The sequence below is a fragment of the Celeribacter sp. SCSIO 80838 genome (genome assembly GCF_056498065.1).
In genome coordinates, this window is sequence record NZ_JAZKMA010000001.1 from 376,985 (window position 1) to 391,659 (window position 14,675).

At 61.8% G+C, this 14,675-nt stretch carries 13 protein-coding genes; 3 read left to right on the forward strand and 10 right to left on the reverse strand.

Features of this window, described 5'->3' with window-relative positions; genetic code table 11:
• Positions 1–164 precede the first annotated feature (164 nt).
• The gene (locus tag V1475_RS01735; RefSeq protein WP_479411375.1) at positions 165–1,556 is read left to right on the forward strand and encodes a bifunctional enoyl-CoA hydratase/phosphate acetyltransferase; all 1,392 of its coding nucleotides are present in this window, start codon (positions 165–167) and stop codon (positions 1,554–1,556) included.
• Positions 1,556–2,719 carry an acetate/propionate family kinase gene (locus V1475_RS01740; RefSeq protein ID WP_479411376.1) on the forward strand — a complete coding sequence of 388 codons (1,164 nt, stop codon included), beginning with the start codon at positions 1,556–1,558 and terminating at the stop codon, positions 2,717–2,719. The genes V1475_RS01735 and V1475_RS01740 overlap by 1 nt, the downstream gene beginning before the upstream one ends.
• Here the strand turns inward: V1475_RS01740 and V1475_RS01745 are convergent.
• Both V1475_RS01745 and V1475_RS01750 read right to left on the reverse strand, forming a co-directional pair.
• Complete coding sequence (locus V1475_RS01745; protein ID WP_479413944.1) at positions 2,716–5,226, reverse strand: ABC transporter permease; 2,511 nt, start codon at positions 5,224–5,226, stop codon at positions 2,716–2,718. The two genes, V1475_RS01740 and V1475_RS01745, sit on opposite strands and share 4 nt — an antisense overlap.
• A 20-nt stretch (positions 5,227–5,246) precedes the next feature.
• Positions 5,247–5,927, reverse strand: coding sequence for an ABC transporter ATP-binding protein (locus V1475_RS01750; protein WP_479411377.1), 681 nt, complete (start codon positions 5,925–5,927; stop codon positions 5,247–5,249).
• Between V1475_RS01750 and V1475_RS01755 the strand changes: the two genes are divergently transcribed.
• Complete coding sequence (locus V1475_RS01755; RefSeq protein WP_479411378.1) at positions 5,926–6,621, forward strand: arylesterase; 696 nt, start codon at positions 5,926–5,928, stop codon at positions 6,619–6,621. The two genes, V1475_RS01750 and V1475_RS01755, sit on opposite strands and share 2 nt — an antisense overlap.
• On the opposite strand, the gene ccoS is transcribed toward V1475_RS01755, so the two are convergent.
• From ccoS to ccoN, 8 genes are all read right to left on the reverse strand, one after another.
• The gene (gene ccoS, locus V1475_RS01760) at positions 6,618–6,776 is read right to left on the reverse strand and encodes a cbb3-type cytochrome oxidase assembly protein CcoS (RefSeq protein ID WP_066702757.1); all 159 of its coding nucleotides are present in this window, start codon (positions 6,774–6,776) and stop codon (positions 6,618–6,620) included. The two genes, V1475_RS01755 and ccoS, sit on opposite strands and share 4 nt — an antisense overlap.
• A complete protein-coding gene (locus V1475_RS01765) occupies positions 6,773–8,950 on the reverse strand; it encodes a heavy metal translocating P-type ATPase (protein ID WP_479411379.1) in 2,178 nt (725 codons plus the stop codon). The genes ccoS and V1475_RS01765 overlap by 4 nt, the downstream gene beginning before the upstream one ends.
• A 9-nt stretch (positions 8,951–8,959) precedes the next feature.
• Positions 8,960–9,418 (reverse strand): FixH family protein, encoded by a 459-nt coding sequence (locus V1475_RS01770; protein WP_434290306.1) that lies wholly within the window; start codon positions 9,416–9,418, stop codon positions 8,960–8,962.
• 3 nt (positions 9,419–9,421) lie between these two features.
• Entirely contained in the window at positions 9,422–10,867 is a 1,446-nt protein-coding gene (ccoG, locus tag V1475_RS01775; RefSeq protein ID WP_479411380.1) for a cytochrome c oxidase accessory protein CcoG, read from the reverse strand.
• 284 nt (positions 10,868–11,151) lie between these two features.
• Positions 11,152–12,030 (reverse strand): cytochrome-c oxidase, cbb3-type subunit III, encoded by an 879-nt coding sequence (ccoP, locus tag V1475_RS01780; protein WP_434290304.1) that lies wholly within the window; start codon positions 12,028–12,030, stop codon positions 11,152–11,154.
• Positions 12,027–12,206, reverse strand: coding sequence for a cbb3-type cytochrome oxidase subunit 3 (locus V1475_RS01785; RefSeq protein ID WP_066702731.1), 180 nt, complete (start codon positions 12,204–12,206; stop codon positions 12,027–12,029). The genes ccoP and V1475_RS01785 overlap by 4 nt, the downstream gene beginning before the upstream one ends.
• A gap of 12 nt (positions 12,207–12,218) precedes the next feature.
• Positions 12,219–12,944: a cytochrome-c oxidase, cbb3-type subunit II gene (gene ccoO, locus V1475_RS01790; RefSeq protein ID WP_434290303.1), complete on the reverse strand. Its 726-nt coding sequence runs from the start codon at positions 12,942–12,944 to the stop codon at positions 12,219–12,221.
• Between the two features lie 15 nt (positions 12,945–12,959).
• Entirely contained in the window at positions 12,960–14,555 is a 1,596-nt protein-coding gene (ccoN, locus tag V1475_RS01795; RefSeq protein ID WP_479411381.1) for a cytochrome-c oxidase, cbb3-type subunit I, read from the reverse strand.
• Positions 14,556–14,675 lie beyond the last annotated feature (120 nt).

The following is a 14,675-nucleotide window of genomic DNA, read 5'->3' on the forward strand; positions in this document are numbered from 1 at the left end:
GCGATCAGGGGCGGCATGCCGGGCCTTTGTGCACAGCCTGTCGCAAATTCGGCGACATATTCAAAGAACTTCATGAAATTTAGAGAAAGGCTTGATAGAGCCGAAAGAAATAGACGAGGTTTCGAAATGGTTTTGCCAATCGAAAACCCCAGACACAGCAAGGATTGCACGTGACGATATTTGAGAATGTCCCCTTCGATGAACTCGAAGTCGGGATGGAAGCCGAGAACCGCCGCCTCTGTGTGGCAGACGACCTCTATGTCTTTGCCCATGCCTCCGGCAATCTCAACCCTCTGCATCTGCCGCATGAAGACGGGGACAAAGATGGCAAGCCGGAAGCCGTCGCTCCGTCCTTCTGGGTCGCCTCACAGATTTCTTCCGTGCTGGGCAACAAGCTTCCGGGGCCGGGCACGCTTTATAAATCCCAGAACCTGAGGTTCCTCGGCCGGGCACATGCCGGCGACGAGCTCATCGCGCGCGTCAAACTGATCCGCAAGACCGACGCTGGCAGCGCGGTTTTCGAAACCTCGGTCACGTTGGCGGACGGCACCGTGCTTGTGGAAGGAGAGGCGGAAGTTTGCGCCCCGACCGAAAAGCATAGCTTCGACATCCATGACGTCCCCGGCCTGACCGTCGAAAGCCATCGCCACTTCGACAAGCTGCTCGATATGGCCGAGGCCCTTCCCGCCGTGCGCATGGCCGTCGTCGCACCGGAAGAGGAAAATTCCCTGCGCGGTGCGTTGATGGCCGCCAAACACACTTTGATCGTGCCCATTCTGATCGGCAGCGAGACGAAAATTCGGTCCGTTGCCGAACAAAACGGGTTGTCCCTCGACGGTGTCGAGATCGTGGATTGCCCCAGCCACCCGGAGGCCGCGCAGATGGCCGTTACTATGGTGCATGAGGGCCGTGCCAGCGCCATCATGAAGGGACATCTGCACACCGACGATCTTTTGCGCCCGATCCTGCGCTCGAGCGGCGGGCTGAAAACCGGTCGCCGGATCAGCCATATCTTCGTGATGGACGTCCCCGGCCTCAGCCACCTCCTGCTGGTGACCGATGCGGCGATCAACATCGCGCCCGATTTGTCGACCAAGGTCGATATCGTGCAAAACGCCATCGACCTTGCGCAAAGTCTCGGGATCGAAACGCCCAAGGTCGGGGTGCTCTCGGCGGTGGAAACCGTGAACCCGAAAATCCCCTCGACCCTCGATGCCGCCGCCTTGTCGAAAATGGCCGACCGAGGCCAGATCACCGGCGGCATGGTCGATGGCCCGCTCGCGATGGACAATGCCGTCAGCCTCGCGGCGGCCCGGACCAAAGGGCTCAAAAGCTCGGTTGCCGGACAGGCGGAAATCCTCGTGGCTCCGAACCTTGAAAGCGGCAATATGCTGGCCAAGGAGTTGTCCTTCATCGCCCATTCCGAAGCGGCAGGTGTCGTCATCGGCGCACGTTGTCCGATCGTGCTGAACTCGCGGTCGGACAGCGACAAATCCCGCCTCGCCTCCTGCGCCGTCGCCGCGCTCCACGCACAACGGGTCGGGGTCAAACTCTGATGGGACAGCGAATTCTGACGGTCAATGCCGGGTCCTCCTCGGTCAAATTCGCACTCTACAAAACGGCAGAGACACCGGAATGTATCGCGCGCGGACAGGTTCAGGGGATCGGATCGACCCCCAGTTTCCAGTTCAAATCCGGTGGCCCGAAAGGATCTGAACCGATTACCGCGACGGATCAGGGGCAGGCGCTTGAAGTCATTCTCGACAAGATCACGCCCCTTCTCGACGGGCAGGATGTCGCGGGTGTCGGGCATCGCATCGTCCATGGTGGCCCGCTGCGTGCCACTCCCACGGAGTTAACCGACGAGGTGATGGCCGATCTCGCCACCTTCAACCCGCTTGCCCCCCTGCACCAACCCCACAACCTCTCGGCAGTGATGGCGGCGAAACGCGCCTTTCCCTATGCGTTGCAGATCGGCTGTTTCGACACGGCGTTTCACCGCAATCACCCATGGGAAAACGACATCTACGCAATCCCGCGCAAATTCTACCAACAGGGCATCAAGCGCTACGGGTTTCACGGGCTGAGCTACGATTACGTTTCGCATCAGCTCATCCGCGAACGCCCCGATCTGCATGGCAAACGCATCATCATCTGCCATCTCGGCAGCGGCGCGTCGATCTGCGCGGTCAACGGCGGCCATTCGATTTCCTCCTCCATGGGGTTTTCGCCGCTCGACGGCATCCCGATGTCAACCCGCTCCGGTCATCTCGACCCCGGCATTCTGCTCTACCTTCTGGAGACCGAAGGCATGACACCACAGGAGCTGACCCATATGCTCTATTACGAATCCGGGCTTTTGGGCCTGTCGGGTATCAGCCATGACATGCAGGTGCTGGAGGCTTCCGACGCGCAGGGCGCGAAAGACGCGGTCGAGTATTTCGTCTACCGGGTCCGGCGCGAGATCGGCGCTATGGCGGCGACGCTGTCGGGCATTGATGCGCTGGTGTTCTGCGGTGGCATCGGGGAAAACTCTCCCAACATCCGACAGCAGATCATCGAACGGCTCGGCTTTCTGGGGATCGTCCCCGACGTTGAAGCCAACGCGCGAAACGCCAAGGAAATCGCGAAAGGACCGACACCCGTCTTCGTGCTTCCGACCGATGAGGAACAGGTGATCGCCGACGCCGTGGCGAAAGCCCTGTCCCCCGCGCATTAACCGTCCGATGCCCGGAGCACACGCGCCGGGCGGACCTGCATTGCGCGCCACGAAAACCAAAGCGAGGTGAGCGAGGTCATCGCGATACCTCCAAGGACAATCCAGAGTGCCGCGCCAACAGAGAGGCTAAACTCCGCCTCCATCACATAGTGAACGACCGCCCAAGCGCCAATCGCCCCGGTGGTCAGCGCCACAAGGCCCGCCCCAAGCCCCAAAAGGAGCGCACGCAGGGCGAAACTCGCGAGGATTTTGCCGCGCGTTGCACCAAGCGTTTTGAGAACCGCCGCTTCATAGCGCCGCCGATCTTCGCCCGCCGCCGCAGCCCCGATCAAAACAATCGCACCCGTGATCAAGGTCGCGGTCGCGCCAAGCGTCGTGGCGGCGGCAATGCTTTGCAGGATGGCCACAACCCGGTCGATCGCATCGCGCACCCGGATGGTTGTGATGTTGGGATAGGCCTTCGCCAGATCCCGGATCAACGGGGCCTCCGCCGCCGGTTCGGCATAGATCGTGGCGATCCATGTATGCGGCGCGCCGGCAAGCGCCGCTTTGTTCATCGTCAGGATAAACCCCATCCCGGCGCTTGAAAAATTCACATCCTGAAACGAGGTGATCCGCCCAGTGATGTCGCGTCCGAGGATGTTGATCGTGATCGTATCCCCAAGTTTCAGCCCCATTTCCTCGCCTTCCTTGGCGGCGAAACTGATCTGTGGCTCGGTCTCATCGGGCGACCACCATGCCCCGGACAGGACTTTGACATTGCTTGGTTTATGGCCCGCATAGGTCACGCCCCGATCGCCCCGCAGAACCCAGTGCGGCCCGGCCACCGCTTCGGCATCCTGACCGTTGATCTTGGTGATCAGACCACGCAGCATCGGCGCACTTTGGAACCGCGACACGCCGGGATCGCTTTTGACCCGCTCGGTCAGCCCGTCGATCTGGTCCGGTTGAATATCGACGACGTAATAGGAGGGTGCGCGATCCGGCAAATCGCGCGCAATCGCACCGCGCATATTGGCGTCGATCTGACCGATGGCGGAGAGGACCGTAAGCCCGAGGCCAAGCGACAGCACGACAGACACCGCCTCGCTCCCCGGTCCGCCGACAGAGCCAAGCGCGAGGCGGAACGCAAGATTGCGGCGCAGCGATTTCCACCGGGTCAGGCGACGCGACAGACGCGCCAGGCCACGGCCAGAGAGGACGAGCGCAGCAAAAGCGACGGCCAGACCGAGGACGGTCCAGAGCACCAGCCGGACATTGTCGGAAAAGACCGCTGCGCAGAGAACGAGCGCTGCGAGGAGCAGAAGCATCGTCAGAAGATAAGGCCACCGGGGCAGCCCCTTCAGCCCGAAGAGGGCGTCGCGATACAAGGCCGCCGGGCGGATACGCTCGGCCCGCGACAGCGGCCAAAGGACGAAGACGGCACTCGCGAGAGCGCCGTAAAGTGCGGCCTCCAGCAGCGGAGCGATCTGAACACCCCGCTCGACCGGCACCGGCAGAAGTGTCTGGATGAACGGCATCGCAAAGAGCGGGACCAGCCCGCCAAGGATCACGCCAACGAGGATGGCTCCTCCGGCCAAGGCACTGATCTGCAACAGATAGGTGAGGAAAATCACCCGCCGCGTCGCACCGAGGGTCTTGAGTGTGGCGATCACGGCAATCTTGCGGTCGAGATAGGCGCGCACCGCCGCAGACACCCCCACGCCACCAACCGCCAGCCCGGCAAGACCCACGAGAACCAAAAAGGAGCCGAGCTGTTCGACGAAACGATTGACGCCCGGCGCGCCGTTTCGGGCATCGCGCCAGCGGAAGGCACCCTCGGCCACCTCCACCTCGGCACGGGCTTTGAGCGCATCGAGATCGTTGCCTTCCGGCAGATCGAGACGATAAGCGCTTTCAAACAGGGTACCGGGGGCGAGCAATGTGCTGTTTTCAAGCGCTGCAAGCGCCACGATGCTGCGTGGTCCGAGCGTAAACCCCGCCCCCGCCCCGTCCGGTTCGCGGGTCAGTTCGGCCATGACGACAAAGGGCACATCGCCGATGCGCACCTCATAGCCAAGTGAGAGGCCCAGCCGGTCCTTGAGAACCGGATCGAGCACGATCCCCGGCAGATCGCCCTGCCCGGCGAGCGCCTGAGCCAAAGGCATGTCGGGGGTCAGCCCCACGCTTCCGACCAAGGGATAGGCGCCATCCACGGCTTTCACCTGTGTCAATGCGCGTTCATCGCCGAGGCTGAGCATGGACCGGAAATCGGCAATCTCGGACAAGCGTTCGGAATGAGCTGCCATCCAGCCCCGCTCTTCGGCAGTGGCGAAGCGATAGGTGAATTCCATCTCCGCATCGCCGCCCAAAAGCGATGCGCCTTCGCGGGCGAGGCCCTTGGAAATACTGTCGCGGACAGACGTGACCGCAGCGATGGCCGCAACGCCCAAGAGGAGACACAGGATCAGAATGCGAAAACCGCGCACGCCTGCCCGCAGCTCGCGCCACGCGATGACAAACGCCATCCGCAAGTCGACCCCGAGGGTCACGCCTGCGCCTCCGTCTCCAGCTGCCCGTCCCGCAACCGGATCACCCGGTCACAGCGCCCGGCAAGCTCGGGCGAGTGCGTCACCATCACAAGCGTCGCGCCGTAACGGTCGCGCAGCCCCATCAGAAGCTCCATGATCGCCTCGCCCGTTGCGCCATCGAGATTTCCGGTCGGCTCATCGGCCAACAAAATCTCCGGACGCGGGGCGGAGGCACGCGCCAAGGCGACGCGCTGTTGCTCCCCACCGGACATTTGCGCCGGGTAATGATCGAGACGCGTGCCAAGGCCAACCGCTTCCAGTTCCGCCTGCGCGCGTTCGAACGCATCGGGCATACCGGCCAGCTCGAGAGGGATGGCAACGTTTTCCAAAGCGGTCATTGTCGGAATAAGGTGGAAGGATTGGAACACCACCCCCATATGATCCCTGCGGAAGCGCGCCAGCTCGTCCTCGTTCATCGCGGTGAGATCGCGCCCAAGCACGGAAATCGTCCCGGCGCTGGCCATCTCAAGCCCGCCCAACAACATGAGGAGAGAGGATTTGCCCGATCCCGAAGGCCCGATGAGTGCAAGCGTTTCGCCGCGCGCGACCTGCAATGAAATGCCCCGCAAAATCTCGACCCGGCCCGCGTTGCCATCGAGGGTGAGGCGGGCGTCTTTCGTGGCAATGATCGGGTCCATGGGCGTCCTTTCGCGTGTCTCCGAAAAATATGGGGTTGCGCGCCGCATCGGCAAGCGTGGTCTCGGTCTTTTGGCTCCGGTATCTCTGATCCTTTGGGCCACGGCCGCCGCAGCCGACCCCGTGCGCATTGCCGCTTTGGGCGACAGCCTCACGCAGGGCTATGGCTTGATGGCGCAGGATGGCTTCACCGCTCAATTGCAAAACTGGCTCGACGCCCATGAAGTGGACGCAACCATCGTCAACGCGGGCGTCTCGGGCGACACGACCGCAGGCGGGCTGTCGCGGGTCGACTGGACATTGACGCCGGACATTGGGGCGATGATCGTGGCACTCGGTGGCAACGATCTGTTGCGCGGCCTTTCCCCCGATCTGACCCGCGCCAATCTCGCGGGCATTCTTGATGCCGCCAAGGCGAAAGACATTCCCGTGTTGCTCATCGGCATGCAGGCCCCCGGCAATTACGGCGCGGAGTACAAGACCGCCTTCGATGCGATCTATCCGGATTTGGCCGCAGACTATGACACGCTTTATTTCGAAGGGTTCCTCGAGCCCCTGACCGAATTGGGGCCGTGGGATCAGACCTTGAAAACAGAGATGCAGGCCGATGGCATCCACCCGAATGCGAAGGGCGTGGCGGTCATCGTCGAGGCCATGGGGCCGACGGTTGCCGAACTGGCGACCCTCGCCGATTAGGGTTTGGGGTGGTCGTCATATTCGCCCGTGAGGATGCGCTGCGCATCTCCGTCCGGGTCGTCATATTGCCGCGACCGGATCGACCAGAAAAACCCGGCTAACCCAAGCCCGCCGAGAAAGATCGAGATCGGGATGAGATAGACGAGAACGTTCATGATTTCCCTCTGAGCCGGAGCGCGTTGAGCGACACCGTAATCGAACTGGCCGACATCGCCAAGGCCGCAGCCAAGGGTGTCGCGTAACCGGCAAGCGCGACCGGGATGGCGACAAGGTTATACAGCGTCGCGATGTTGAAGTTTTCCTTGATCCGGCGGGTTGCAGACACGGACACCCGCGTCGCCTCACCGATCGGGGCCAGCGATTTGCCCAGAAGCACCATGTCCGACACCACGCGCGTGGCCTCCAGAGCAGAGGCGGGCGAGATCGACACATGCGCTGCGGCAAGTGCTGCGGTGTCATTCAACCCGTCACCGACCATCAAGACCTTGCGGCCCGAGCGGGTCAGCTCCGCGACACGCAGCGCCTTGGCTTGGGGCAGGCATTCCGCGTCCCATGCGTCAATGCCGATCCGATGCGCAATGTCTGCGACGGCCGCAGGCGCATCGCCGGAGAGCAGGACAACATCCATGCCCTGACGTTTGAGCGCCGCCACCGCATCGGCTGCCCCTTCGCGCAGATGATCGATGAAGGCGAAGGCAATCGGCGCCTCCTCCCCGATCTTGAGATAGGTCGCCGTTTGCGACATCGCGACGGCATCGAGCCATGTGGCGCGCCCCAGACGCACGGTCAGATCACCCAAACGGCCCTCAACCCCCTGCCCCGGTACTTCGCGCATGTCCGTGACCGGCGCGGGCACGATATCGGCGGCACGCGCGGCCTCGAACAGCGCGCTTGACAGCGGGTGAGCGGACCCGGCGGCCAGAGCCATGGCGACAGAACGGGCATGCGGAGGGATCTCGCGAAGGTTTGCCAGCTCCGGCTTGCCCTCGGTCAGCGTGCCGGTTTTGTCGAACACCACCGTGTCGACCTCGGCCAGCCGCTCAATGGCCGTCGCGGATTTGATCAACATCCCGGCCCGGAACAGACGCCCGGAGGCGGCCGTTGTCACGGCAGGCACGGCAAGCCCCAGCGCACAGGGGCAGGTGATGATCAGGACCGCGACCGCGACGTTGATCGAATGACGCAGATCGCCGGTCGCCACGATCCAGCCGACGAAGGCCGCCAGTGCCAGAAGGTGCACGGTAGGGGCGTAAATCTGCGCAGCCCGGTCGGCAAGCGAGGTATATTTGTTGCGCGAGGTTTCGGCCATGGCCACAAGATCGGCCATGCGGTGCAGCGAGCTGTCTTCACCTGCGGCGGTGACCTTCACGATCAACGGCCCGGTCAGATTGACCTCACCCGCGGAAACAATGCTGTCGACACCCGTCTCAACCGGAAGACTTTCCCCGGTCAGAAGCGAGCGATCCAGCTCGGAGGCTCCTTCGACCACGATCCCATCGACCGGCACACGCGCCCCCGGAACAACGCGGACAAGCGCACCTTTGGCCAGGTCCTTGATCGAAATCACCGTGCCGTCCACGAGCGTCACACGCGGCACTTCGAGGGCGGCGAGTTCTTCGGCGGCAGAGCGCGCGACGGACCGCGTGCGGTAATCGAGATAGCGCCCAGCCAGAAGGAAGAAGGTCAGCGAAAGCGCCGCGTCGAAATAGGCATGCTGCCCGGACTCGATGGTTTCGAACAGAGACATCCCCCCCGCGAGGAGGATGGCGAGCGAAATCGGCACATCCATATTGAGACGCTTGGCTTTGAGCGCTGTCCAGGCCGAGCCGAAAAACGGCTGCGCCGCATAGGCGATGGCCGGAAGCGCGATGGCGGCGGAAACCCAGTGGAACATATCGCGCGTCACGTCAGACGCCCCAGACCAGACCGCGATGGACAAGAGCATCACGTTCATCATCGCAAAGCCCGACACCGCGATGCGAGTCAGGATGGCGCGGCCTTTTTTGTCGGTCTCGGTGGCGGAAATGGCGCTGGCGTCGAGCTCATAAGCCTCGTAACCCGCCTTGGTCAGCGCACCGATCAGGGCATCGACGGAGACGTCTTCATCCGCTTCGACCTGCGCGCGCTTGAGCGTCAGGTTCACCCGCGCAGCCCGCACGCCCGGCTGTTTGGTCAGCTCGCGTTCGACGCCCGAAATACAGGCGGCGCAATAGATCGCGGGCAGGGACAGCACGAAACGCGCGTCACGAACATCCCGCGCGTGTGCCGTTTCCTCGGCGGCCGGAGCGGCCACACAGGCCGGACAGGCCGAGATCTGAACCTCGGACATGGGTGTGCCTTAGCGTTTGACGTGGATGACGATCCGTTGGGTGAAATGCGTTCCATCCAGCGCGGTGGCCGTCATCCGATAGTTCCAGTTGCCCGCGTCCAGCATTCCGGTCCTGGCCACATAGGCCTCACCGTTGAAGCTGAACTCCGGTTGTTGATCGTCCACGACGGTGGTGGCGCGACCCAGAGTGCCGCCAATCTCGGCGACCTCGACGGGCCGACCTTCGGCGTCACGGATAAAGACGAACAGGTGCTCCTGATCGTCCACCGCCTCGACCGTCCAACCCAGGGCTTCCTGGGCCTGTTTGTCGCGGTTGAAGGTCTGAGAGACGCCATAGGAGTTGGCGGTCTCCAGCCCCGGGAAGGTCTTCACGGCCTGCACGGCCATGAAGATGTTGACCCCGATGATCACGGCAAAGGCCGACACCGTTCCGATGAGGACATGTTTGCCCGTGATTTCGCGTGCCATGTTTTATTGTCCCTTACCGTTGAACACCGAGTCGACGGAGACCCGTTCGTTGGCAATACCATCTTCGACCCAGAAGGTGAATTCCGTACGGTCGGAAGTGGCCGCTTTGGACCCGGCAGGGGCTTCGACATAGGCGCGCACGATGCGCATCTCATCGGCCTTCACCGCAATCGTATCGCCCGCGCTCGTATCGGAATCCTGCAAGGTTACCGTCAGGGTGTCGTCGCCCGTAACGCTCACACGGAATTCGCGCTCTTCGCCATGCTTGTTGCGCAGGCGCAGGTCGTAAATGTTGCGGATCGCCCCGTCGGATTGCATCACATAGGTCGGGTTACGCACCGGCGCGACGGTCATGTCGATGTCCGCGCGGGCAAACAGCGCCCAGATCAGCGCGACGCCGACACCGGCCCAGAGCACGGTGTAAAGAATGGTGCGTGGACGGAAGATGTGTTTCCACACAGGTTTCGGCGTCTCGCCCGCGATCTCGCGCGGCTCGTCGGTCAGTGCCATGTAATCAATGAGGCCACGCGGCTTGCCGATCTTGTCCATCATCTCGTTACAGGCGTCGATGCAGAGCGCACAGGTGATGCATTCGAGCTGTTGCCCGTCGCGAATGTCGATCCCCATCGGACAGACGTTCACACAAGCCATGCAGTCAATGCAATCGCCAAGCTCGGCGGCGCCTTCGCCCTTGCGGTGTTTGCCCCGCGGCTCGCCGCGCCAATGACGATAGCCGACGGTCAGCGTGTCCTCGTCCATCATCGCGGCCTGAATCCGCGGCCACGGACAGGCGTAGATACAAACCTGCTCGCGGGCGATGCCGCCGAAGAACACGGTGGTCGCAGTCAGGATCGCCATCGTCAGATAGGCCACAGGATGGGCCTGACCGGTCACCAGATCGACCAGCAGCGTCGGCGCATCGGTGAAATAGAACACCCAGGCCCCGCCGGTCGCCAGACCGATCAGAATCCAGACCAGATATTTCTCGATCCGCAGGCGGAACTTGCGGAGGTCCATTTTCTTCTGACGGTGCAGACGCAGGCGGGCGTTGCGGTCGCCCTCGATCCAGCGCTCCGTCAGGATGAACAGGTCGGTCCAGACGGTCTGCGGACAGGCATAACCGCACCAGATCCGCCCGGCGGCGGAGGTGAACAGGAACAGGCCGAGACCGGCCATGATCAGAAGGCCCGCGATGAAATAGAACTCATGCGGCCAGATCTCGATCCAGAAGAAGAAAAAACGACGGTTCGCGAGGTCGATCAGGATCGCCTGATCCGGCAACTCCGGCCCACGGTCCCAGCGGATCCAGGGCGAAAGGTAGTAAATGCCCAGCATCACGATCATCAGGACCCATTTGAGCGACCGGAATTTCCCCTTCACGCGGCGGGGAAAAATCGGCTCTCGGGAGGAATACAGCTTATGTTCGGGAGAGTTGTCGGTAGAGCTCATGGAGCGTTGCCTTTTCGACTGTTCGCGGGTTTTCCCTTAATGGGAGCGATACTTTTTCACAGCCTTGATGTGCATCAAACTTTTGTGACGGCCGGTTAAAAGGTGCATCAAAAACACGCCTTGGACCTGCGGCATCCTGCCACACAATGTCCGTGAAACTTAAGAGAAAACCGCAGCATGGAGCGCTGCGGTTTGTGTTTGAGGGCACCGACCCTGAAGAAACGCGCGAACAGGATCGAGGGCCGGTGCCGCAACCCGGGCGTTTCCGCCCGGATCTCATGAGCTTATTGCCCGCCGCCCAGCTGGTGAACGTAGAGAGCCGCCGCGTTGACCTCGGCTTGCGACAAGCGCAGCCCCCAAGCCGGCATCACGCCGAAACGGGCATAGGTGACCGTTTCATGGATGGTGTCGCGGTTGCCGCCATAGAGCCAGATCGCATCGGTCAGGTTCGGAGCGCCCTGATAGATGTCGCCGGTGCCGTCTTCGCCATGACAGGAGGCACAGTTTTCCTCGAAGACCACAGCGCCATCCGACGCCAGAGCGGCATCGTAGCTATGACCGGAGATGTTGGTGCCGTCCCCGTCCGGATCGGACAGCGACATCACGAATTCGACCACCTGATCGATCTGCTCGGGTTCGAGCAGTTCGTCGGCACCGAATTTCGGCATCTCGGAATAGCGGGCATCGTCGGTTTCGTTACGAACGCCGTGCTGCACGGTGTAGGCGATCTCGTCGATCGTGCCACCCCAGAGCCAGTCGTTGTCCAGAAGCGTCGGATAACCCACGTTGCCCTGAGCACCCGAGCCGTGGCACTGCGAACAGTTGGCACGGAACACCGAAGCGCCCATGTTGACGGCGTAGTTGTACACATCGGACCCCGGCATCACCTCGGTCACGTCGGCTGCGGCCAGTTCGGCCTCGACACCGGCGTTCATCTCCTCGAAGGAGGCGATTTTCTCGGCGACCTGCGCACGGGTGGACCAGCCGAGCACGCCCTCGGTGGCACCTTTCACCAGCGGCCATGCGGGCATGGCGATGGTGTAGCCGATGCCCCAGATGATGCAGATGTACCAGATGATCAGCCACCAGCGCGGGAGCGGATTGTTGTACTCTTCGATCCCGTCCCAGGAATGACCTGTGGTTTCGACTTCTTTCTTACTCATGTCCTCGCCTCCTCTTCGGCGGGTTTGTCTTCATGCCGGAAGATGACGTCGGCCGTGTCGCGATGTTGCTTGCGGGAGCCCGGGCGAAACGCCCAGACCACCGCGGCAACGAAGAACACGAACATGGCCAGCAACACCCAGCTGTCGGCAAATTCGCGAAGGATGTGATAATCCATCTCTTCGATTCCTTAGCGGGACTCATCCGGAGTGAAGGTCGAGAAATCGACCAGGGTGCCCAGCATCTGCATATACGCGATGAGCGCATCCATCTCCGTGATTCCGTCCTGACCGTCGAAGTTCCGCACCTGCGCATTCGGGTAGCGCTCGAGGAGACCCTCGCTGTCGCTCCACGGATCCGCCTGGTTCACGAAGTCCTCTTTCGCGACTTCGATCATCTCGTCGGTGTAGGGTACGCCAACGATGCGGTGGGTTTTCATCAGGTCCTCGATATACTCGGGCTCGATGTAACGGTCCGCCAGGAAGCCGTATTTCGGCATCACCGATTCCGGCACAACGGACTGAGGATTGGTCAGGTGGTCGACATGCCACTCGTCGGAGTAGCGACCGCCCACACGGGCGAGGTCGGGCCCCGTCCGCTTGGACCCCCACTGGAACGGGTGATCGTATTTCGATTCCGCTGCCAGCGAGTAGTGACCGTAACGTTCCACCTCATCGCGCATCGGGCGGATCATCTGCGAGTGGCAGACATAGCAGCCTTCCCGCACATAGATTTCCCGACCCGTCAGCTCCAGCGGAGAATAGGGACGCACGCCCTCCACATCCTCGATGGTGTTTTCGAGATAGAACAGCGGTGCGATCTCGACGATCCCGCCGACAGTCACCACCAGAAGCGCACCGACCAGAAGCAGGGTGCCGTTGGTTTCGATGATCTTATGTTTGTCGATAAGAGCCATGTTTGAAACCCTCCCTTATTCAGCCGGAGCCAGAGCCGTCTCGTCCGCTTTCACGGGAGCACGACGCACGGTCATATAGAGGTTGTAGCACATGATCAGCGCACCGGTGAGGTAGAGCACCCCGCCCGTCGCACGCACCACATACATCGGGTGTTTCGCGGCCACGGTGTCGGCAAAGGCGTTCACGAGGAAGCCCTGGCTGTCGACTTCGCGCCACATCAGGCCTTCCATGATGCCCGTGACCCACATCGACGCGGCGTAGAGCACGATGCCGATGGTGGCGAGCCAGAAGTGCCAGGACACGAGACCGAGCGAGTAGAGACGCTGACGGTTCCACAGCGCCGGCACGAGGTAGTAGAGCGCGCCGAAGGTGATCATGCCGTTCCAGCCCAGAGCACCGGAATGCACGTGACCGATGGTCCAGTCGGTGTAGTGAGACAGCGAGTTCACAGCCCGGATCGACATCATCGGACCTTCAAAGGTCGACATGCCGTAGAAGCCGACGGAGATCACCATCATGCGGATCACCGGGTCGGTGCGGAGTTTGTCCCATGCACCCGAGAGCGTCATCAGGCCGTTGATCATGCCACCCCAGGAGGGCATCCACAGGATCACGGAGAACACCATACCCAGCGTCGAGGCCCAGTCGGGCAGCGCGGTGTAGTGCAGGTGGTGCGGACCGGCCCAGATGTAGATGAAGATCAGCGCCCAGAAGTGGATGATCGACAGTTTGTAGGAGAACACCGGACGTTCGGCCTGTTTCGGCACGAAGTAGTACATCATGCCCAGGAAGCCTGCGGTCAGGAAGAAGCCCACGGCGTTGTGGCCGTACCACCACTGCGTCATCGCATCCTGCACGCCGGACATCACCATCACGGAGCGGGAGCCCAGAATGGAGACCGGAATCGCCAGATTGTTGACGATGTGCAGCATTGCAATGGTCACGATGAAGGACAGGTAGAACCAGTTCGCAACGTAGATGTGCTTTTCCTTGCGGGTAAAGATCGTCCCCATGAAGGCCATCAGATAAGCCACCCAGACGATGGTCAGCCACAGGTCGATGTACCATTCCGGTTCAGCGTATTCCTTGGATTGGGTCACACCCATCACATAGCCGGTTGCGGCCAGCACGATGAACAGGTTGTAGCCCCAGAACACGAACCAACCGAGGTTGCCGCCCCAGAGGCGCGATGCGGAGGTCCGCTGAACCACGTAGAAGGAGGATGCGATCAGGGCGTTGCCGCCGAACGCGAAAATCACCGCAGAGGTGTGCAGCGGACGCAGGCGCCCGAAGTTGCCGTGGCCTTGCAGGAATTCGAAGTTCAACTGCGGAAAGGCGAGCTGAAACGCGATGAACGTCCCGGCGAGAAAGCCGACGACGCCCCAGATGGCCGTCGCGATGACACCCGCGCGCACGACGCCGTCGAGATAGCCGGTCGGAGCCGGTTTGACGTCGCCTGCCACCCGCAGGGTGTAAATAAAGGTCATAGCCGCCGCGGCCATGAAAATGAGCGCGTGCACCTGATAGGCAAAATCACGCCCGTAGTTCGCGGCAAGGCCGAACAGGATCACGGCGATCCCCAGCACTGCCAGCTTGATATAGTTCCACATATTGCGTCCCTTCGTTCCTTTGCCCTCGTCCATAGGGCATAGCCGTCCCGTATTCGACCCACGGGGTTCGACTCTATGCGATTTGTCTCACATCTTTGTGATGGACATTGATCTGAGTCA

Bases quoted from the DNA above. Each gene is read 5' to 3' on its own strand.
- V1475_RS01740 (WP_479411376.1), top strand. From the start codon at position 1,556: ATGGGACAGCGAATTCTGACGGTCAATGCCGGGTCCTCCTCGGTCAAA.
- V1475_RS01745 (WP_479413944.1), bottom strand. From the start codon at position 5,226: ATGGCGTTTGTCATCGCGTGGCGCGAGCTGCGGGCAGGCGTGCGCGGT.
- V1475_RS01755 (WP_479411378.1), top strand. From the start codon at position 5,926: ATGGGCGTCCTTTCGCGTGTCTCCGAAAAATATGGGGTTGCGCGCCGC.
- V1475_RS01750 (WP_479411377.1), bottom strand. From the start codon at position 5,927: ATGGACCCGATCATTGCCACGAAAGACGCCCGCCTCACCCTCGATGGC.
- ccoS (WP_066702757.1), bottom strand. From the start codon at position 6,776: ATGAACGTTCTCGTCTATCTCATCCCGATCTCGATCTTTCTCGGCGGG.
- V1475_RS01765 (WP_479411379.1), bottom strand. From the start codon at position 8,950: ATGTCCGAGGTTCAGATCTCGGCCTGTCCGGCCTGTGTGGCCGCTCCG.
- V1475_RS01770 (WP_434290306.1), bottom strand. From the start codon at position 9,418: ATGGCACGCGAAATCACGGGCAAACATGTCCTCATCGGAACGGTGTCG.
- ccoG (WP_479411380.1), bottom strand. From the start codon at position 10,867: ATGAGCTCTACCGACAACTCTCCCGAACATAAGCTGTATTCCTCCCGA.
- ccoP (WP_434290304.1), bottom strand. From the start codon at position 12,030: ATGAGTAAGAAAGAAGTCGAAACCACAGGTCATTCCTGGGACGGGATC.
- V1475_RS01785 (WP_066702731.1), bottom strand. From the start codon at position 12,206: ATGGATTATCACATCCTTCGCGAATTTGCCGACAGCTGGGTGTTGCTG.
- ccoO (WP_434290303.1), bottom strand. From the start codon at position 12,944: ATGGCTCTTATCGACAAACATAAGATCATCGAAACCAACGGCACCCTG.
- ccoN (WP_479411381.1), bottom strand. From the start codon at position 14,555: ATGTGGAACTATATCAAGCTGGCAGTGCTGGGGATCGCCGTGATCCTG.